At 65.2% G+C, this 18,680-nt stretch carries 22 protein-coding genes; 6 read left to right on the plus strand and 16 right to left on the minus strand.

Translation table 11 applies throughout. From position 1 onward, the window contains the following. Positions 1-56: 56 nt before the first annotated feature. The gene (locus B4F07_RS08285) at positions 57-326 is read right to left on the minus strand and encodes a hypothetical protein (protein WP_293698629.1); all 270 of its coding nucleotides are present in this window, start codon (positions 324-326) and stop codon (positions 57-59) included. 211 nt (positions 327-537) lie between these two features. Here B4F07_RS08285 and B4F07_RS08290 point away from each other — a divergent pair, with 211 nt between their 5' ends. Beyond that, complete coding sequence (locus B4F07_RS08290; protein ID WP_293698632.1) at positions 538-1,341, plus strand: SDR family oxidoreductase; 804 nt, start codon at positions 538-540, stop codon at positions 1,339-1,341. A gap of 132 nt (positions 1,342-1,473) precedes the next feature. Here the strand turns inward: B4F07_RS08290 and B4F07_RS08295 are convergent, their stop codons facing one another. The 8 genes from B4F07_RS08295 to B4F07_RS08330 form a co-directional block, all read right to left on the minus strand. After that, on the minus strand, positions 1,474-2,187 hold the full coding sequence (locus B4F07_RS08295; RefSeq protein ID WP_293698635.1) for a head GIN domain-containing protein: 714 nt from the start codon (positions 2,185-2,187) through the stop codon (positions 1,474-1,476). Positions 2,188-2,230: 43 nt separating this feature from the next. Next, positions 2,231-2,998, minus strand: a complete 768-nt coding sequence (locus tag B4F07_RS08300; RefSeq protein ID WP_293698638.1) for a head GIN domain-containing protein — start codon at positions 2,996-2,998, stop codon at positions 2,231-2,233. Positions 2,999-3,070: 72 nt separating this feature from the next. Next, a complete protein-coding gene (locus B4F07_RS08305; RefSeq protein ID WP_293698641.1) occupies positions 3,071-3,721 on the minus strand; it encodes a DUF1109 domain-containing protein in 651 nt (216 codons plus the stop codon). 1 nt (position 3,722) lies between these two features. Further along, positions 3,723-4,244, minus strand: a complete 522-nt coding sequence (locus B4F07_RS08310; protein WP_293698644.1) for a sigma-70 family RNA polymerase sigma factor — start codon at positions 4,242-4,244, stop codon at positions 3,723-3,725. After that, positions 4,241-4,699: a DoxX family protein gene (locus B4F07_RS08315; protein WP_293698646.1), complete on the minus strand. Its 459-nt coding sequence runs from the start codon at positions 4,697-4,699 to the stop codon at positions 4,241-4,243. The genes B4F07_RS08310 and B4F07_RS08315 overlap by 4 nt, the downstream gene beginning before the upstream one ends. 3 nt (positions 4,700-4,702) lie before the next feature. Then, positions 4,703-5,398 (minus strand): putative DNA-binding domain-containing protein, encoded by a 696-nt coding sequence (locus tag B4F07_RS08320; RefSeq protein WP_293698648.1) that lies wholly within the window; start codon positions 5,396-5,398, stop codon positions 4,703-4,705. After that, on the minus strand, positions 5,391-6,257 hold the full coding sequence (locus tag B4F07_RS08325) for a DUF692 domain-containing protein (protein WP_293698651.1): 867 nt from the start codon (positions 6,255-6,257) through the stop codon (positions 5,391-5,393). Before B4F07_RS08325 ends, B4F07_RS08320 begins: the two co-directional genes overlap by 8 nt. Positions 6,258-6,262: 5 nt before the next feature. Then, positions 6,263-6,556, minus strand: coding sequence for a DUF2282 domain-containing protein (locus B4F07_RS08330; RefSeq protein ID WP_293698654.1), 294 nt, complete (start codon positions 6,554-6,556; stop codon positions 6,263-6,265). A 161-nt stretch (positions 6,557-6,717) separates the two neighbouring features. Here B4F07_RS08330 and B4F07_RS08335 point away from each other — a divergent pair, with 161 nt between their 5' ends. From B4F07_RS08335 to B4F07_RS08355, 5 genes are all read left to right on the plus strand, one after another. Further along, on the plus strand, positions 6,718-7,194 hold the full coding sequence (locus B4F07_RS08335) for a GreA/GreB family elongation factor (RefSeq protein ID WP_293698657.1): 477 nt from the start codon (positions 6,718-6,720) through the stop codon (positions 7,192-7,194). Beyond that, positions 7,191-7,370, plus strand: coding sequence for a hypothetical protein (locus B4F07_RS08340; RefSeq protein WP_056368868.1), 180 nt, complete (start codon positions 7,191-7,193; stop codon positions 7,368-7,370). The genes B4F07_RS08335 and B4F07_RS08340 overlap by 4 nt, the downstream gene beginning before the upstream one ends. A gap of 6 nt (positions 7,371-7,376) precedes the next feature. Then, a complete protein-coding gene (locus tag B4F07_RS08345; RefSeq protein WP_293698672.1) occupies positions 7,377-8,555 on the plus strand; it encodes an NAD(P)/FAD-dependent oxidoreductase in 1,179 nt (392 codons plus the stop codon). 65 nt (positions 8,556-8,620) lie between these two features. After that, complete coding sequence (locus B4F07_RS08350; RefSeq protein WP_293698675.1) at positions 8,621-10,489, plus strand: DEAD/DEAH box helicase; 1,869 nt, start codon at positions 8,621-8,623, stop codon at positions 10,487-10,489. A gap of 193 nt (positions 10,490-10,682) precedes the next feature. Next, a complete protein-coding gene (locus tag B4F07_RS08355; RefSeq protein ID WP_293698678.1) occupies positions 10,683-11,669 on the plus strand; it encodes a quinone oxidoreductase family protein in 987 nt (328 codons plus the stop codon). Positions 11,670-11,767: 98 nt separating this feature from the next. Here B4F07_RS08355 and fghA read toward each other — a convergent pair whose 3' ends face one another. From fghA to B4F07_RS08390, 7 genes are all read right to left on the minus strand, one after another. Further along, positions 11,768-12,616: an S-formylglutathione hydrolase gene (gene fghA, locus B4F07_RS08360; RefSeq protein ID WP_293698680.1), complete on the minus strand. Its 849-nt coding sequence runs from the start codon at positions 12,614-12,616 to the stop codon at positions 11,768-11,770. Next, entirely contained in the window at positions 12,613-13,116 is a 504-nt protein-coding gene (locus tag B4F07_RS08365; RefSeq protein ID WP_293698683.1) for a prolyl-tRNA synthetase associated domain-containing protein, read from the minus strand. The genes fghA and B4F07_RS08365 overlap by 4 nt, the downstream gene beginning before the upstream one ends. 15 nt (positions 13,117-13,131) lie before the next feature. Then, the gene (locus tag B4F07_RS08370; RefSeq protein WP_293698686.1) at positions 13,132-13,509 is read right to left on the minus strand and encodes a VOC family protein; all 378 of its coding nucleotides are present in this window, start codon (positions 13,507-13,509) and stop codon (positions 13,132-13,134) included. 51 nt (positions 13,510-13,560) lie between these two features. After that, the gene (gene purU / locus B4F07_RS08375) at positions 13,561-14,421 is read right to left on the minus strand and encodes a formyltetrahydrofolate deformylase (RefSeq protein ID WP_293698689.1); all 861 of its coding nucleotides are present in this window, start codon (positions 14,419-14,421) and stop codon (positions 13,561-13,563) included. A 202-nt stretch (positions 14,422-14,623) separates the two neighbouring features. Next, positions 14,624-15,736: an S-(hydroxymethyl)glutathione dehydrogenase/class III alcohol dehydrogenase gene (locus B4F07_RS08380; RefSeq protein WP_293698691.1), complete on the minus strand. Its 1,113-nt coding sequence runs from the start codon at positions 15,734-15,736 to the stop codon at positions 14,624-14,626. Positions 15,737-16,295: 559 nt separating this feature from the next. Continuing rightward, the gene (locus B4F07_RS08385) at positions 16,296-17,675 is read right to left on the minus strand and encodes an L-serine ammonia-lyase (protein ID WP_293698694.1); all 1,380 of its coding nucleotides are present in this window, start codon (positions 17,673-17,675) and stop codon (positions 16,296-16,298) included. A 210-nt stretch (positions 17,676-17,885) separates the two neighbouring features. Next, positions 17,886-18,500: a superoxide dismutase gene (locus B4F07_RS08390; RefSeq protein ID WP_293698697.1), complete on the minus strand. Its 615-nt coding sequence runs from the start codon at positions 18,498-18,500 to the stop codon at positions 17,886-17,888. Between the last annotated feature and the right edge of the window lie 180 nt (positions 18,501-18,680).

Raw genomic sequence — 18,680 nt, forward strand, 5'->3', positions numbered from 1 at the left:
TTTTCAAGACCCCAAAACGGGGCGGCGCCTGACAATCAGGACGCTAAAGCGCGGCTCTATTCGAGCGCGCGGTCACTGCCGATGAGCAGGCCGGGCAGATGCGGCGGCGGGGCTTTGCGCGGTTTGCGGTCGCTGCCACCGCTCGAACGCCGGGTTGGTGTGGTCGCGGTCGGACGGCGTTCGCTATCGCTAACCTCGGCCTGACCCGCGGTTTCGGCCAGCAGGACAAGCGCCCCCATCGCCGCCGGAACGGCAGGCGCGGCAACAGCCCGGTCGGCCGTCGCCAGACCGGTCAGTAATGCCAATAGGGTCAGCAATAACCGCAAGAATCGCCCCTGTTATCGTCGGAACATAAGATATTGCGCCCCGTTCCCTGAACATAGGGTGAAAGTGGGGCGGCGTCTAGGGGGCTGCGCCGCCGCGTTGGTCAGGGCGTTGGCCCTGCCAGCACACCGCCTTGCGACGCCGTGATTGCCGCTTGACGCAAACGTCAACTTCGCATCAAGTTCAATTAACAACAATGTCAGGAGGGGCGGGATGGCTCGAAAGGCGATTTTCATCACCGGGGGGGGATCGGGCATCGGCCGCGCAGTGGCGCGCCATTTTGCCGGACAGGGCTGGTTGGTCGGCATCGCCGACGTCAACCGCAGCGGCATCGACGAAACCGCATCACTGCTGCCCGACGGCGCCTCGTCGCGCCATGTGATGGATGTGCGCGACCGCGATCAGTGGGCCGCGGCGCTCGATGCCTTTGCCACCGAAAGCGGCGGGCGGCTCGACGTGCTGTTCAATAACGCCGGAATCGGCACCGGCGGCCAGTTCGCCGACATGCCGCCCGAGGAGGCCGACCGGCTGATCGCGATCAATTTCGGCGGCGTCGTCAATGGCATCTATGCCGCGCTGCCGCTGCTGCGCGCGACGCCGGGATCGACGATCCTCAACACCGGGTCGGCCTCGGGCTTTTATGGGGTGGCGGGGCTCGCCATCTATTCGGCGACGAAGTTTGCGGTGCGCGGATTGACCGAGGCGCTTGAAATCGAATTTGCCAAACATGGCATCAAGGTCCGTTCGCTGATGCCGGGGTTCATCGACACGCCGCTGCTCGATCAGGTCAGCGCCGATAGCAACGCACCGGCGCGCGAACGCCTGTCGCAAAGCGGGTTCGAGATCGTGCCGGTCGAACGCGTCGCCGAGGCGGCGTGGGCGGCGGTTCACGGCGACAAGGTGCATGTGACGGTCGGCAAGATGGCCAAGCGCCTGTCGCGCCTCGCACGCTGGTTCCCGGGACTGATCATGCGTCAGTCGAAGAAGATCGACGGGCTGGGCACGGCGGGGCATTGATCCGCTAACGGTCTTATAGTCCGTTATAATCCGTTCGTGTCGAGCGAAGTCGAAACACCCGTCGAGTGGGCGCTACAATGATGGGTGTCTCGACTGCGCTCGACACGAACGGAAATCTGACAGCGGACCAAATTACCGCTTAGCCGTCCCGCATTGCACCGACCCCGCGCCGACATTGCGCACCGTGCAAACGGGTTTGCCGAGCACGACCGTCTTGCCGACGCCGCGCGCGGTCACCGCGGCGGTCTTAACCGCCTGCAGCCTGTGATCGCCCGCGCCTTCGCCATCGAAGGTCAGCATGTCCACCTTCAGCGCCCCGGCATCGAACATCCCGGCGCCCGACACGGTCATCTGCGCCTGTTTCGCGGCACCGCCCAGCGTCATCGTGCCGTTGCCGATCATCGCGACCGACAGCCGATCGGTGGCAATCGCCCCCACCGACAGCGTGCCAGGGCCGCGCAGGCCGACGGTCACGCGCGTTCCCTTCATCTGGTCGATCCGCATCGACCCTGCGCCGCCCATCGTTGCCGAACGCAGGTTCGCCGCGTTGATGCGGATTGTCACCGCACCGCGCGGCGCCCGGCGATCCGTATCGCCCGCAAACTGGCGCTGCCCGATGACCAATCGCCCGTCACGCGCCTCGACGCTTAGGCGGTCGAGCGCGTCCTGCGGCCCGATCGCGACCGCGCCGACCGGCGCGCGCGTCGTCACTTCGACGATATAGTCGGCATTGATCTCGATCGCATCGAAGCTTGTCAGCCCAAAGCGCTTTTCGGCGGCCGCAACTGGAGCGGCAGCAAACAGGGCGACGACCGCGAGCGCGGCGCTTCGGAGGGCAAAGGTCATGGTGCCGCCTTACCCGGTCCAGGCGGGCGGCACCAGCACTGCCTTATTTGCAGGTGACTGATCCCGATCCCAGCTGGCGCGACGAACAGGCGGCGCCGCCGCCCAAGGTCACATCGCCCGATCCCAGAATGTTGACATCCGCCTTGCCGGTCGCCTGCGCCTCGACATTGCCCGATCCGGTGATCGACACCTCGAGCGTCTGGGCGACGAGCCCGTCGGCATCGATGTCGCCCGATCCGGTCACGCTATATTCGCCGGCGCCGACCGTCCCGCCGTCAATCTCGATATCGCCCGATCCGGATACGCTGATATCGGCCCGCTTGCCGGTGAGCTTTGCAATTTTGAGGTCGCCTGAGCCCGTGACCAACGCCTCGACCGCTTCGCCGTCGATGCTGTCGGCGTCGATTGATCCCGACCCGGTCAGCCGCACCCCGGTGAGGCGCGGCATCGTGATGGTAATCTCAACATCATCGTCGTCGCGACTCGAAATGCTGAAACCTTCGCGTTTGCGCCCGATCGATAGCGTGGGGCCGTCGACCTCGATCTCCAGCCGGTCGAGCACCGCCTGCGGCCCCTTCGCGTTGATCGAAAAGGCGTCGCCCTGGCGAATGGTCACGTCGTCGGGGCCAGCGACCTTGATTTCGGTGAAGCCGGTGAGCGCATAGCTTTTCGTCGCGACCGGCCCGGCGTCGGCGGATCCTGCCGTCTCACTTTTGCGCGGCTGGTCGCCGTCCGTGCGGTCGGCACCGCCACATCCGGTGACCGCCATCGCCAAAGCCAGCGGCAGCACCGCCATCGTCCAGTTACGCATCGCCTATCTCCTTTGTGTGTTATCAATATAATACACAAAGGAGATATCTTGTCCAGCGCCCCTACGGCACTCTTACCAGCGCAGCAACGGCGCCAACAGCGCCCGGCCGATGACGCCCGACAGCGCGACCGCCAAGCCGTGCCAGAGCGCGAGATGAATCATGTCGTTCGACGCGCAGTGCAGCGCGACGATCGTTGCGCCCGCAGCGCCCGCCGCGATACCGATCACCCAGCCCGCGCGCGTCGGCGACGTCGGCGCCCCCCCCTTGAGCCAGGCGAATAGCGCGGCGCCCACACCCAGCCCCGCGAACACACCCTGTGCAAGACAGTGCATGCCGTTTTCGGGGTGTGCCGCATCCATCGCCGCATGACTGTCGCTCAACGCCATCACCACGGCCGAAAAGGGCAGCGCGAGTGCCGCCAGACCGGCCCAGCGCCAGCCGCTATAATCGCGGCCAACACCGGGCAATCCCATCCGCAACGCGCTCCATGCCGCGGCAAAACCCAATGCGACGATCAGCCAGAAGGCAAGCAGCGGCAGCGGCGGCATCATCGCGCCGTCGGCCAGGTCGTGTCGCGGCCCAGCGAGCCACAACAACGCCGCGGCGCCGACGAGCCAGCCACCCGCCACCCACAGCGATCCGCGCATCAGGCGGCGCGGGCGCACAGGTTTGAGCTCGCCCGCCAAATCCTCGATCAGATTGTCAATCGATCCGTTCGTCATCTCATTCGCTTTCAATCAACTGCGCCAGCTTCTTCAGCCCGCGATGGATATTCACTTTCACCAGCGACTCGCTCTGTCCGCAGATCTGCGAGGCTTCGGCGATCGAGGCGCCCTCGATCTTGACCAACGTGATTGCCTGCGCCTGCCCGGTCGGCAGCAGCAGCAGCATGCGGTCGAGGCTGAGGCGGGCGTGGACCACCTCGTCCTCAGCCCCGACCGCCGCGTCGCCCTCGCCCAGTTCGACCTCGTCGCGCTGACGGCGCAACATGTCGATCCAGCGATAGCGCGCGATGGCAGCCAGCCACGGCAGGAAAGGTCGGCCGTCGTCCCACGTCGCCAGCTTGCGATGCATTGACACCAATGTTTCCTGCACCAGATCGTCAATGTGATGCGGCGCGATGCGGCGGGCGAAATAGCGCGCCAGCCACTGGCGACTGTCATTCAGCAGCGCACGATATGCGGCACGGTCGCCGCGCTGCGACGCGACCATCAATCGCGCCAGCGAGGGTTCGTCGATGCTCATTTGCGCCGCAGCCTAGCAAGGATCGCGTCGAGCGAGAACAGCCCGCCGCAGCGCACAATGAGGATCGCCGCGATGGCGGCCCAAAGTGAGTGGACGGGCCACCACGCGTCGGGAAACACAAAGATCTGGATCACCAGCGTCATCACCAGCAACGCGGCCGCTGACAGCCGCGTCGCGAGGCCCACGAGCAGCAGGATCGGAAACAGATGCTCGGCATAGGTCGTCAGCGGCACCGCAATTGCGGGATCGAGCGGTAGGCCTGAAAATTCGGATGCGAACAGATCATATTGAATCGGGTCGATTTGCAGAATGCTGCCCTCAACAACCTTGGTCTGGCCGGAGCGCCAGAACACGCCGGCGAGCGCCACACGCAGCAGCAAGAGCGCAATCGCCTCGGGTATATGACCCGCCACAATGGCCACCCCGCGATCATGAAGTGCAACGATCCGCTTCATCTTTCAAATCCTCTCGAACGCGCCAGCGGCAATGAGCGCCGCAACAGCACCGCCACCGTAGGGATGCAGTTCGGCGAGATGCGCCATGAGGTTACTGAGCGGCGCCTTTTCGGTCGCCATGGAGAGCGCCGCGACATCGGCACCATCGACAGCCAGCAATCGCACTTCGGAATCCGGTCGGGTGACCAGCAGCGCCTGGACGCCGCGCGCAAAGCCAGGATCGACGAGCGGTGCGGCGGCACTGGACAGCGTGACGACGCGCATGGCCGGGTGACAGCGCACAACGCGGGCCAGCAGCGCTGCCTCGTCCAGTTCAGCCAGGTCGGCAAGCGCCAGCGCCGGAGCATCGGCGGCGTGATAGCTTTCCAGCCACGCCCATTCGAAGCGCGCCAGGTCCGCGGCGAGCGGGTCGGCCACCCAGTCTGGAAAGCCTGCGCCAATCTGCGCCACCGACCGGCCTTGCGCGCCGCCAACGTCAAGGAAGGCGCGCGACAGCCGATTGAACTCACCTTCACCCAGATAATCGCGCGTCCGCGGAAATGTGTCTTCGAGCGCGACAAGGCGCGCGTGCGAGATCGTGTTGGCATGGACGCGAAGTCCGCGCAGCACTGCGGCGTGGTCGCCCGCCAACAGTCCGGCTAGCAGATGGTCGGGGCCGCGGAGCAGCGCCGCGGCGATCGCCGCCTGCGCCTCACGCATCGACCGGCGCGCGCGCGAGCAGCGCGTCAGCCTTGGCCACTTCGGCCGTCAGGGTCGCAAAATCGGGAACGTCGCTGTCCCATTCAACCAGTATCGGCTTCGGCCCGGAGCGGCGCAGAAAAGCCGCGAGCAAATCCCAGCAACTGTCGCGCACTGGCGATCCATGGTCATCAATCGCGATCGTGCCGCCCATATCGTCGGCCTTGCGGCTGTGACCCGCGACATGCACCTCGCCGACCAGCGCCGGGTCGAACGCGGCAAGCCACGACGCCGCATCGCGGCCAAGGTTGAACGCCGACACCTCGATATTGTTGATATCAAGCAGCAGCCCGCAACCGCTGCGATTGCATAGTTCGTGCAGGAATTCGACTTCGTCCCAATCATCGCCGATATACGCCAGGTACCGCGACGGATTTTCGATCAATATCGCCCGCTGCAACTGATCCTGCACCCGCCCGACTTCGCGGACGAAATGATCCAGTGCAGCATGGCTGTACGGGATGGGCAGCAGGTCGGGGAATTTGTCGCCGGGGCCGTTGCTCCAGCTGAGGTGATCGGAAACCATCGCCGGCTCATATCGGTCGCATAGCTGCGCCAGCGACGCCAGTTCGCCGCGATCTACCCCGGCCGCGGACCCGATCGACAGTCCGACCGAATGGAAACTGAGCGGCATATACGCCGCAATGGCGGTCAGCCAGCGATGCGGAGGCCCGCCTGCGCCGAAGTAATTTTGGGGATGTACTTCGGCCCAGGCGGGCGGAGCGGCCCGCTCCACCGCCGCCAGCACGTCGGTGTAATGTTCGGGCTTCAACCCGAAACCGGCGCGGCGCGGCAAGCCATGGGGCGGGCGGGGGGGCACTTGCCTCAGCTCTTCTTGGCGACCGGCTTTGCGTTGCCCTTGCGTTCCGCCAGCGCGCCGCCCATCTTTTCGCAGCTGCCCTTGGTCACATATTTCCACGCATTGCCCTGGTAATCGACGGTCGAGGTTCCGGCGCAGCTGGTGCCGGGACCGGCGGCGCAGTCATTCTTGCCCTTCAGCGACACGCCATAGCAGCGTTCCTTGGCGCCATCGGCGGCAACGGCGGGCACGGCGACCGCACCGGCGGCCATGGCGAGAACGGCGGAGGCGGCGAGTGACAATTTCAGGCTGTTCGACATGATGGATACTCCCTTTGAAAATGATTGATGCGGGGGATGGCATCGATAGGAGTTTCGGTCGTGCGCACCCGAAGGTTACGCATCGCAATATGGCGCGCCATTTTGTCGCCACCTTCGGCGCGCAGGGTCGGCTTTTGCGATTTCGACCCGAAAGCCAGACCATGAGCGTAGCGTTTCGCCGCGAAAGCGACGACGATCATAAAGAGCCCGAATTCGAGCTGCCCATCGCGGTCGGCCCGAACTGGGTGACCCCGCGCGGGCTGCGGCTGCTCGGCGAAGACGTCGCGCGGCTGGAAGCCGACATCGCGCAAACGGCGGATGAAGAGGTGCGGAAGAAGCTGCAACGCCGCCTCCGCTATTTCCACACCCGCCAATCGACCGCCGACGTGCAGGCGCCGTCTGCCGATGGCAGCGTCGGCATCGGCAGCCGCGTGACCTATCGCCTCAACAACGCCGAAAAGACGATCACGATCGTCGGCGGCGACGAGGCAGATCCGGCGCTGGGATGCGTCGCCTTTTCGGCCCCGCTCGCCCGCGCGCTGATGGGCGGCGAAGCGGGCGAGCGCATGGAATATCAGGACCGCGAAGATGCGATCGAAATTGTCGCCGTCACAACCGATCCGGAGACGCAGGCATGAAAGACAAGTTCGAACGCCACAAACAGCCTTGGACACCGGCGGAAATCGACAAGCTGCACACGCTGGCGAAAAAAGGCATGCCGCTGAAATCGATCGCGAAGGCGCTCACGCGCAGCGAGGAATCGGTCAAGGCGCGCGCCAAGGCCGATAGCTTGCCGATCGCGAAGCTGCACTGAGCCGCCATGTCCACAACCGAATTTGATGCCATCGTGCTGGGTGCCGGCGCGGCCGGGTTGATGTGTGCCGCGGTTGCGGGGCAGCGCGGCCGCCGGGTGCTGTTGCTCGACCATGCCGACCAGGTGGGCAAGAAAATCCTGATCTCGGGCGGCGGGCGCTGCAACTTCACCAATGTGAACACCGCGCCCGACCGCTTTATCTCGGCGAACCCGCATTTCGCCAAATCGGCGCTGGCGCGCTACACCCCCGCCGACTTCATCGCGCTCGTCGATCGCTATGGCATCGCCTATCATGAAAAGACGCTGGGCCAGCTATTCTGCGACGGGTCGGCGAAACAGATCGTCGCGATGCTGCTGGAGGAGTGCGCCAAGGGCGGGGTCGACGTCCGCACCGGGCAGCCGGTCAGCGACGTCACCCACGCCGACGGCAAGTTCACCGTCCGCTTCGGCGACCAGAATTTCAGCGCCCCGGCGCTAGTGATCGCCACGGGCGGCCCGTCGATCCCGCAGATGGGCGCGACCGGTTTCGCTTACGATCTCGCCCGGCAGTTCGGCCTCAAGGTCGTCGAGCCCCGCCCTGCGCTCGTGCCGCTGACTTTGGGCGGCGACGACGTGTTGTTCCGCACCTTGTCGGGAATCGCCGCCCCCGTCGAGGCGCGCGCGGGCAAGGCGGCGTTTCGCGAGGCGGCGCTCTTCACGCATCGCGGTCTCTCGGGTCCGGCGATTCTGCAAGTCAGCAGCTATTGGCGCCACGGCGAGCCGGTGACGATCGATTTCCTGCCCGACGCGCCCAACGACTGGCTGCTCGAAACCAAGCGTACCCGTCCGCGCACGACCGTCCGCGCCGCGCTCGGTGCGATGCTCCCCGACCGCCTCGCCGAAACCCTCGCCGAACGCTTGGCACTCCCCGGCGAGCTTGCGGCGCAAACCGACCGCAAACTCGCCGATGCCGAATCGCGTCTTGCGCGCTGGGATTTTCGCCCCAACGGCACCGAAGGCTTCGCCAAAGCCGAGGTCACGGTGGGCGGAATTTCGACCGCCAGCCTGTCGTCGCAAACAATGGTGGCCAAAACCGTTGCAAACCTCTATGCGGTCGGCGAGGCCGTAGATGTCACTGGGTGGTTAGGCGGCTATAATTTTCAATGGGCCTGGGCAAGCGGACACGCTGCCGGACAGGTGATTTAAGCCCATTGAGCCCCTTCTATCGGCCCGTCACCGCACCGGTGACCGCCTATGCTATTGAGATAATAATGACTTTCGAAAATCTTTCCCCCGTCCTTTCGGACGCGCTTACCGCGCGCGGCTATGAAGCGCTCACCCCCGTGCAGTCGCAAGTCAGCGAAGATCAGGCCAAGGGCCGCGACCTGCTCGTCTCCGCCCAGACCGGGTCGGGCAAGACTGTCGCCTTCGGCCTCGCGATGGGCGACGAGCTCATTGAGGATGGCCGCCTGCCCTTCGCCACCTCGCCGCTCGCGCTGATCATCGCCCCGACCCGCGAACTCGCGCTGCAGGTCAGCCGCGAACTCAGCTGGCTTTACGCCAAGGCCGGCGCGCGCATCGCAACCTGTGTCGGCGGCATGGACGCCAGCAAGGAACGCCGCGCCCTCGGCCAGGGCGTTCAGATCGTCGTCGGCACCCCGGGGCGCCTGCGCGATCACCTCGAACGCGGCGCGCTCGACCTGTCAGCACTCCGCGTCGCGGTCCTCGACGAAGCCGACGAAATGCTCGACATGGGCTTCCGCGACGATCTCGAGGAAATCCTCGACGCCACGCCGACCACGCGCCGCACGTTGCTCTTCTCGGCCACCATTCCCAATCCGATCGTCCAGCTCGCCAAGCGCTATCAAACGAACGCGCTTCGCATTTCGACCGTGGGTCAGGATCGCGGCCATGGCGACATCGCCTATCAGGCGGTGACCGTCGCCCCGGCCGATATCGAAGGCGCGGTGGTCAACCTGCTCCGCCTCCACGACGCCGAAACCGCGATGCTGTTCTGCGCCACACGCGACAATGTCCGCCGTCTCCACGCCAGCCTCGTCGAACGCGGTTTCGCTGCGGTCGCGCTGTCGGGCGAGCATAGCCAGAATGAACGCAACGCCGCGCTGCAAGCGCTGCGCGATCGCCGCGCCAAGGTGTGCGTCGCAACCGACGTCGCCGCGCGCGGTATCGATCTGCCGACGCTCAGCCTGGTCGTCCACGTCGAAATTCCCCGCGACGCCGAAGCCCTCCAGCACCGTTCGGGCCGCACCGGCCGCGCGGGCAAAAAGGGGACCGCGGTCATCATCGTCCCCTACCCGCGCCGCCGCCGTGTCGACGGCATGTTGCGCGGCGCGCGGATCGAGGCCGAATGGATGGACGCCCCGACCGCCGCCGACGTGCGTAAGCGCGATCAGGAACGGCTGATGGAAAAGTTGCTCACCCCGGTCGAGCATGAGCCTGAGGATATCGAACTCGCGCAACGCCTGATGGCCGAGCGCACCCCCGAGGACATCGCCGCTTCGCTCGTCCAGGCGCACCGCGCGCTGATGCCACCGCCCGAGGATCTGATCGACAACGGCCCGCGCGGCCGCGACACCGCCGGTCGCCCCGAGCGCGGCGAACGCTTCGAGCGCCCGGAACGCGGCGCCGGTGGCGACCAGCGCGAAGGGTTTGAGGACAGCGTCTGGTTCCGCCTCAACATCGGCCGTCATCAAAACGCCGATCCGCGCTGGATCCTGCCTTTGCTCTGCCGCCGCGGCCATGTCAGCAAGAACGAGATCGGCGCGATCCGCATCGGTCCCAAGGAAACGATGTTCAACATCCCGCGCGCCATCGCCGATCGCTTTGCCGAGGCGGTGATCCGCAGCGCCAATGAAGATGGCGAGGACGACAGCGGTGTGGCGATCACCCCGGCACCCGACGGCCCGACCTATCCGCCGCGCCGCGATAAGGGCGGGCATTCGGGCGGCCATAGCGGCCCGCGCGACGGCGCCCCGCGCAGCACGCTCGGCCGCGCGCCCGGCGGCGACCGCAGCTTTGGCGATCGTCCGCGTGGCCCCGGCGGCCCCGGCGGCAAGCCCACCGATCGTTACAAGCCCAAGCCCTTCGGCCAGCGCAGCCCGCGCCGTCCGTCGAAGTAACCGACGGACGATCACCTAAAACGCCATCATTGCGACCCCGGCGAAAGCCGGGGGAAGCAATCCAGAGCGGTTTACGCCTACTCTGGATTGCCGCGTCGCCTCCGGCTCCTCGCAATGACGGTGTTGGTGAACGACTTGCCCTTGCACTCCCCTGACCAGCCCACCAGATGGACCGGACAGCAGGAGCGCGCGCATGCAAGCAACCCAAGCCTTTATCGAAAGCCAGGGCGGACCCGAGGTCATCGACTGGCGCGACGTCACGCTGGGCGAACCCGGCCCCGGGCAGGTGCTGCTGCGGCAAACCGCGGTCGGGCTGAACTATCTCGACACCTATCACCGCGACGGCACCTATCCAATTCCGCTCCCCAGCGGCCTTGGCGTCGAATCCGCCGGTGAGGTCATCGCCGTCGGCGAAGGTGTCCACGGCTTCCAGCCCGGCGACCGCGCCGCGACCTTCGGCCCCGAACGCACCGCCTATGCCAGCGCGCGGCTGGTTAGCGCAGCGTCGCTTTTCAAACTGCCCGCTACCATCGACGACGAAACCGCCGCCGCCGCGCTGCTGAAAGCGTGCACGGTCGAAATGCTCGTCGAGCGCTGTGCAAAAGTCGAAGCAGGCTGGCCCGTGCTCGTCCACGCCGCCGCGGGCGGGGTCGGACTGATCCTCGTCCAGTGGCTGAAGGCGATCGGGGCGACCGTTATCGGCACCGTCAGTACCGAAGCCAAGGCCCATGCCGCGCGCGAAGCGGGTGCCGACCATGTGCTGATGTACAAGAGCGACGATGTCGCCGCGCATGTCCGCGAAATCACCGATGGGCAGGGCGTTCCCGTGACCTTTGATGGCATCGGCATGGCGACATGGGACGTCTCGCTGAAAGCGACCGCGCGGCGCGGGCTGATCGTCAGCTATGGCAATGCCGGTGGCCCGGTGACCGGCGTCAATCTGGGCGTGCTCGCTCAGCATGGCTCGCAGTTCGTGACCCGCCCGACGCTGTTCGACTATTATCTCCACGCTGGCGAGCGTGCCGTGGGTGCCGAACGCGTGTTCGAGATGATCGAGAGCGGCGCGGTGAAGATTATGGTTGGCCAGCGCTATGCGTTGCAGGATGCGGCGCGGGCGCATGCGGATTTGCAGGCCGGACGGACGACGGGCTCCAGCCTGTTAATCCCGGAACACAGCTAAACTTCCGTTCGCATCGAGCGAAGTCGAGATGCCCATTGTCAGAGCACGACCTAGGGGTGTCTCGACTTCGCTCGACACGAACGGAAATAAATGGCGGGTCAGGTTCTCAACCGCTCCGCATGCCAAGCGACATGCTCGGCCAGAAAGGTCGAGATGAAATAATAGCTGTGGTCATATCCCGGCTGCATCCGGATCTCGGCCTTCTGCCCGTTGCGTTCGCTCGCCGCGACCAGCAGCTCGGTCTTCAATTGCTCGGTCAGGAAATTGTCGGCGTCGCCCTGATCGACGAGCAGGTCTGGGACGCGCAGCCCCTGATCGAGCAGCGCACAGGCGTCGTACGCCTGCCACTCCTCGCGGTCGGCGCCGAGATAGTTGCCAAACGCCTTTTCGCCCCACGGACATTGCGTCGGCGCGACGATCGGCGAAAAGGCCGACACGGAGCGGAAACGATCCTGATTGCGCAGGCCGATCGTCAGCGCGCCATGCCCGCCCATCGAATGGCCGGTGATGCCCTGCCGCGTCAGGTCGGCGCTGGGGAAATTGCGCAGGACCAGCGAGGGCAGCTCGTCCTCGATATAGGAACGCATCCGGTAGTTTTTCGCCCACGGCTCCTCGGTCGCGTCGACGTAGAAACCGGCACCCAGCCCGAAATCCCACGCGCCGTCGGGATCGTCGGGAACCCCCTCACCGCGCGGCGAGGTATCGGGCGCGATGAAGATCACGCCATGCTCGGCGCAGGCAGCGCGATATTCGCCCTTTTCCATCACATTGGCGTGGGTGCAGGTCAGCCCCGACAGATACCACAGCACCGGCAGCTTCGCGCCGGGATCATGGTCGGGCACGAAGACGGCAAAGGTCATGTCGGTGCCAGTGGTCGTGCTCGCATGCTTGTACACGCCTTGCGTGCCGCCATGGCTGCGAACGGTGGAGAGAGTCTCAAGGGTCATGCGGGTTCCTGAACGGGAATGGGGGCGACCAAGGGGTCATGCCCCCAATGGCGCAGCAGGTCCAGTATCGCGGCGCCCGCCAGCGCCAGCGTTGCGGTGTTGCGCAGCGGGTGGACGCCCACGGGGTCGGCGTCGGCCAGCGCCGCGTCGAGCACCACGGTGATGCTCCCCGGCGCGGCATTGATCGCGGCAAGCGGGGTGACCGACCCCGGCGTGATGCCGAGCAGGCGCTCCATGTCGGCGGCCTTGGCAAAGCTGATAGGCTTGCACCCGATCGCGCCGGGCAGGCGCTTCAGATCGACTCGCGCATCGGACGGCACGGTGACCAGCCAAAAGGCCCCGCCCTTGTCCTTCAGGAACAGGTTCTTGGTGTGCGCGCCCGGCATCGCGGCATGTACCGCATTGCTCTCGGCCACGGTGAACACTGCGTCATGCTCATGTTCGGTGAAGGGGATTCCAAGCGCACCTAAGTCCGCCCGCAATCCCGCTTCGCCGCGCATCAATCTATCGGCCGATTACAGGCGTTTCAGCGCACACAGCTTGTTGCCGTCGGGGTCGCGCAGATAGGCGAGGTACAGCTGGCCAAAGCCGCCTTCGCGGATGCCCGGCGGGTCTTCGATGCTGGTGCCGCCCGCGGCAACGCCGGCGTCGTGCCATGCCTTCGCCTGCGCCTCGTCCTCCATCGCAAAGCCGATCGTGCAGCCATTGCCGGCCGTCGCCGGTTCCCCGTTGATGGGCGGCGTCACCAGGAACAGGCCGCCATTGTGCATATAGATCAGGCGGCCCTTGTCGTCCTGAATCCCCGGCTTGCCGCCAATCGCCTGGAAGGTCGCATCATAGAATGTCTTGGCTTTGGCCACGTCGTTCGTGCCGACCATATTGTGACTGTACATCGCTCTCTCCTTTTTTCGTTGCGAATCGATACCGATCTTGTGCCAGCCTTGTCAGCGGAAAACCACCGTCTTGCGGCCGTCGATCAGCACGCGTTGTTCGGCGACCCAGCGCACCGCTTTCGCCAGCACCTGCGCCTCGACGTCGCGGCCGATGCGGATCAGATCCTCGACGCTGTCGCGGTGATCGACACGCTCGACCGCCTGTTCGATGATCGGGCCTTCGTCGAGGTCGCTGGTCACGAAATGCGCCGTCGCGCCGATCAGCTTGACCCCGCGCTCCTGCGCGCGGTGATAGGGTTTGGCGCCCTTGAACCCGGGCAGGAAGCTGTGGTGGATATTGATGCAGCGCCCCGCGAGTTTCCCCGACATATCCTGCGACAACACCTGCATATAGCGCGCCAGCACCAGATAGTCGGCGCCGCTGCGCGCCATCAGATCAAGGATGCGCGCTTCCTGTTCGGCGCGATTGGCGTCGCTGACCGGGAAATGGTGGAACGGCACCCCATGCCATTCGCTCAGCCGCCGCTGATGCTCGTGGTTCGAAACCACCGCGACGATATCGATCGCGAGATTGCCGGTCGACCAGCGGTGGAGCAGGTCATTGAGGCAATGGCTGCCCTGCGACACCGCGATGACAAAGCGCGGTTTGGCGGCGCTGTCGCTGATCCGCGCGTCCATCGCGAAACGCTCGACGATCGGCACGAACGCCGCCTGTACGCCCGCCAGCCCCTCGGGGAAGCGCGGCCCGGCGCCGCGAAAGGCGACACGCATGAAGAAACGCCCCGAACCAAGGTCGGCATATTGCTGGCTGTCGAGGATGAAGCCGTCGCGCTCCGCGAGCAGCCCGGTCACCGCGGCGACGATGCCGACCGCATCGACGCAGCTGAAGGTCAGGACATAAGGTCCGGTCAAATGTTTCCTCCCACCCCAACAGGGCTCTCTGACGGCCTCTCCCATCGGGAGAGGCAACGAGACTTGGCAGCTTGCTGCCTAGTCGCAGTGGTGAGGGGTTCGGCCCGGTCGATGGACCTCAACCCCTCATCCAACTCCGCCTAACCGGCACAGCCGGTAAGGCTCCATAACCTTCTCCCAATGGGAGAAGGGAGCAACGTCCTCAGTAAACCACCACGCTGCGAATGCTCTCGCCCGCATGCATCAAATCGAACCCCTTGTTGATCTCCTCGAGCCCCATGACGTGGGTGATCATCGGATCGATCTCGATCTTGCCGGTCATATACATGTCGACGATCTTCGGCACATCGGTGCGCCCCTTGGCGCCGCCGAACGCGGTGCCGCGCCAGTTGCGCCCGGTGACGAGCTGGAACGGGCGCGTCGCGATTTCCTTGCCCGCCTCGGCGACGCCGATGATGATCGAGGTGCCCCAGCCGCGGTGGCAGGCTTCCAATGCGGTGCGCATCACTTCGGTATTGCCCGTGGCATCGAAGGTATAATCGGCGCCGCCGTCGGTCAGCTGGACGATCGCGGCGACCGTGTCTTCGCGGCTCATGCCCCGGGTGTTGAGGAAGTCGGTCATGCCGAACTTGCGGCCCCATTCCTCTCGGGTTGCGTTGATGTCGACGCCGATGATCTGCTTCGCCCCCGCGAGGCGTGCGCCCTGGATCACGTTGAGCCCGATACCGCCCAGCCCGAACACCACGACATTGTCGCCGACCTGGACCTTCGCGGTGTTGATCACTGCGCCGACCCCGGTGGTCACGCCGCAGCCAATGTAGCAGCTCGACTGGAACGGCGCGTCTTCGCGGATCTTTGCGACCGCAATCTCGGGCAGCACGGTGAAGTTCGAGAAAGTCGAGCAGCCCATATAATGGAAGATCGGCTGACCCTTGTAGCTGAACCGCGTCGTGCCGTCGGGCATCAGCCCCTTGCCCTGCGTCGCGCGGATCGCGGTGCAGAGGTTGGTCTTGCCGCTGAGGCAGCTTTTGCACTGGCGGCATTCGGGGGTGTAGAGCGGGATCACATGGTCGCCGGGAACGACGCTGGTGACGCCCGCGCCAACCTCGCGCACAATGCCCGCGCCCTCATGGCCAAGCACGCTCGGGAAGATGCCCTCGCTGTCGAAACCGTCGAGCGTGTAGGCGTCGGTGTGGCAGATGCCCGTCGCCATGATCTCGACCAGCACCTCGCCCGCCTTCGGGCCTTCGAGGTCGAGTTCGACGATTTCGAGCGGCTTCTTCGCTTCGAACGCAACGGCGGCACGGGTTTTCATGGCGGGTCTCCTTCTCGGCGCTCCCAATCAGGCAAATGGGGCGGCAATGCAAGATGCCTCCCGATCCTCCCTGCGGCGAAGCCGTGGGGAGGTGGCAGCGCGAAGCGCTGACGGAGGGGCTTTGGCGCTGCCGTCGCCGCCCCTCCACCACTCATCTGCGATGAGCGGTCCCGCTGGCGCTGTTCGCCGTCTGCGACTCCCCCACGGCTTCGCCACAGGGAGGATTGGCTCGGTGCTTCGCCCTAAAGCCACAAAAGCCCCGCATGCGCGCATCGAATTTGTGCCCTTTGTGGCTTTAGCAGCTCGGGCGTCGGTCCTTAAGGAGACAAAAGATACGGACGCACAGCGCAAAACTGTCTCCTTTGTCGCTTTAAGCAAAGGCGTGAACATCGACGAGGTCAAAGAGCCGGACCATAGGCTGGCACAGCGAAATAATGTAGGAAAGCGCTATTTGCAGCCCCCCACTTTCGTCACCCCGGACTTGATCCGGGGTCCATGATTTCGTCGCCGCAATGGACCCCGGATCAAGTCCGGGGTGACGATGGAGGAAACGGGGCTATCAACACTCCACCACGCTAACCGCCAGCCCGCCCTTCGATGTTTCCTTATACTTGTCGCGCATATCGCGCCCCGTCTGCAGCATCGTCGCGATTACCGTGTCGAGGCTCACCACATGCGTGCCGTCGCCGATCATCGCGATGCGGCTCGCGTCGATTGCCTTGATCGATCCCATCGCGTTGCGCTCGATGCACGGGATTTGCACCAGCCCGCCGATCGGGTCGCAGGTGAGCCCGAGGTTATGCTCCATGCCGATCTCGGCGGCATTTTCGACCTGTGCGTTCGTCCCGCCGAGCGCGGCGGTCAGCCCCGCCGCCGCCATCGAACAGGCGACGCCGACCTCGCCCTGGCACCCGACCTCGGCGCCCGAGATGCTGGCGTTGCGTTTGTAGAGCGCGCCGACCGCGCCCGCGGCGAGCAGGAAGGTGCGGACCCCCGCGTCGTCGCCGCGATAGCCGCGGCGGTAGAAGCGGATAACCGCGGGGATGATCCCCGCAGCACCGTTGGTCGGCGCAGTGACGACCTTGCCGCCCGCGGCGTTCTCCTCGTTCACCGCCATCGCCCACAGGTTGATCCAATCCATCATCGCGAGCGGGTCGGTCAGATTCTGTTCGTGGCGGTTGCGGATGTCGGCGGCGATCTGCGGTGCGCGGCGCTTGACCTTCAGCCCGCCGGGCAGGATCCCGGTGCTTGAGCAGCCCGCATCGATCGAGGCGTCCATCGCGCTTGCGATTGCGTCGAGCCCCGCCTCGACCTCGGCCAGCGGGCGGTGGACGAGTTCGTTTTCGAGCATCATCTCGGCAAAGCTCTTGCCCGACGCGGCGCCCATGCTGAGCAGGTCGGCGCCCGAGGTGAAAGCGAAGGGCAGTTCGACCTCGTCCTCCGCTCCGCGGCTGTTGCGTCCCGCCTCGTCCTCGTCGACGACGAAGCCGCCGCCGATCGAAAAATACATCCGCTTGGCAAGGATTTCGCCGTCGGCGTCGCGCGCATTAAAGCTGACTGCATTGCTGTGGAACGGCTGGCGCTGGCGCATCTGGAAATGCAGGTCACGGGCGGGCTGGAAGCGAACGCGCTGGCGGCCCAGCAGGTAGAGGAAGCCTTCGCTGGTCGCGCGGTCCCAATGCGCCTTGATCGCGGCGAGGCTGGTGCTCGCGGGAATCTCGCCCGCCAGACCTGCAATGATTGCAGTGTCGGCGGCGTGCCCCTTGCCGGTCAGCGCGAGCGAGCCGTAGAGATCGGCTTCGACATGTACCGTCCGATCGAAGAGATTTTGCTCGTCAAGCCAGACGGTGAAACGGCGGGCCGCGACCATCGGGCCAACGGTGTGCGAGCTAGAGGGGCCGACACCGATTTTGAAGAGTTCGAAGAGGCTGATGGTCATGGCGGCGCTATAGGGGCGGCGCCGTCGTGACGATAGATACCCGTTCAAATTTCGCTACGGCTCTGGGAAATCCTCCCTGTCGCGCAGCGATGGGGAGGTGGCAGCGCGAAGCGCTGACGGAGGGCTTTGGCGCAACGTCGCGGCCCCTCCACCACTTGCTTCGCAAGCGGTCCCCCTCCCCATGGCTTCGCCACAGGGAGGAACATAGCCTTACGCGGGATAGGTCCAGGTCGTATCGCGCGCGAAATTCTCGGCCGCAAAGTCCCAGTTGAGCAGCTCATCGACCACTGCGTCGACATAGGCGGGACGCAGATTCTTGCGGTCGATATAATAGGCATGTTCCCACACATCGATGACGACCAGCGGCTTGATCCCGAGGGTAAGCTCGGTCCCGGCATCATGCGTGTCGGTGACCGACAGCGTGCCGTCGCGCGAGACGAGCCAGGCCCAGCCCGATGCGAAATGATTGACCGCGGTTTCCTTGAGCTTCTTTTTCAGATCATCGAGAGACCCGAAATCGCGCTCGATCGCGGCGAGCAAGTCGCCCTCGGGCGCGGTCTTGTCCGGGCTCAGACTTTCCCAGTAAAAGGCGTGGTTCCACGACTGGGCGGCGTTGTTGAATAGCCCTTTATTGCCCGCGCCCTCGGCATGGTGGACGATTTCTTCGAGCGGCTTGTCGGCGAGTTCGGTGCCGGTGATCGCCGCATTGACCTTGTCGACATAGGCCTTGTGATGCTTGCCATGGTGCGTCGCCAGCGTGTCGGCCGAAATATGCGGTTCCAGCGCGTCCTGAGCGTATGGCAGGGGCGGATGGGCGATGGTCATGGCAGTCTCCATTATGTTTATCAGAGGGGATTAGGGCTTAAACTCGGTATCGGCGGGTGGGGTTGCAAGGTTTGGGCGGGGAATTTTTCTTCATTCAAGCCCTCCCCTTCAGGGGAGGGCAGCGAGACTTGCCAGCTTGCTGGCGTAGTCGCAGCGGGTGGGGTCCATCGGCTTTGCGCC

The sequence above is a fragment of the Sphingopyxis sp. UBA6723 genome (assembly GCF_002454115.1).
Classification (GTDB): domain Bacteria; phylum Pseudomonadota; class Alphaproteobacteria; order Sphingomonadales; family Sphingomonadaceae; genus Sphingopyxis.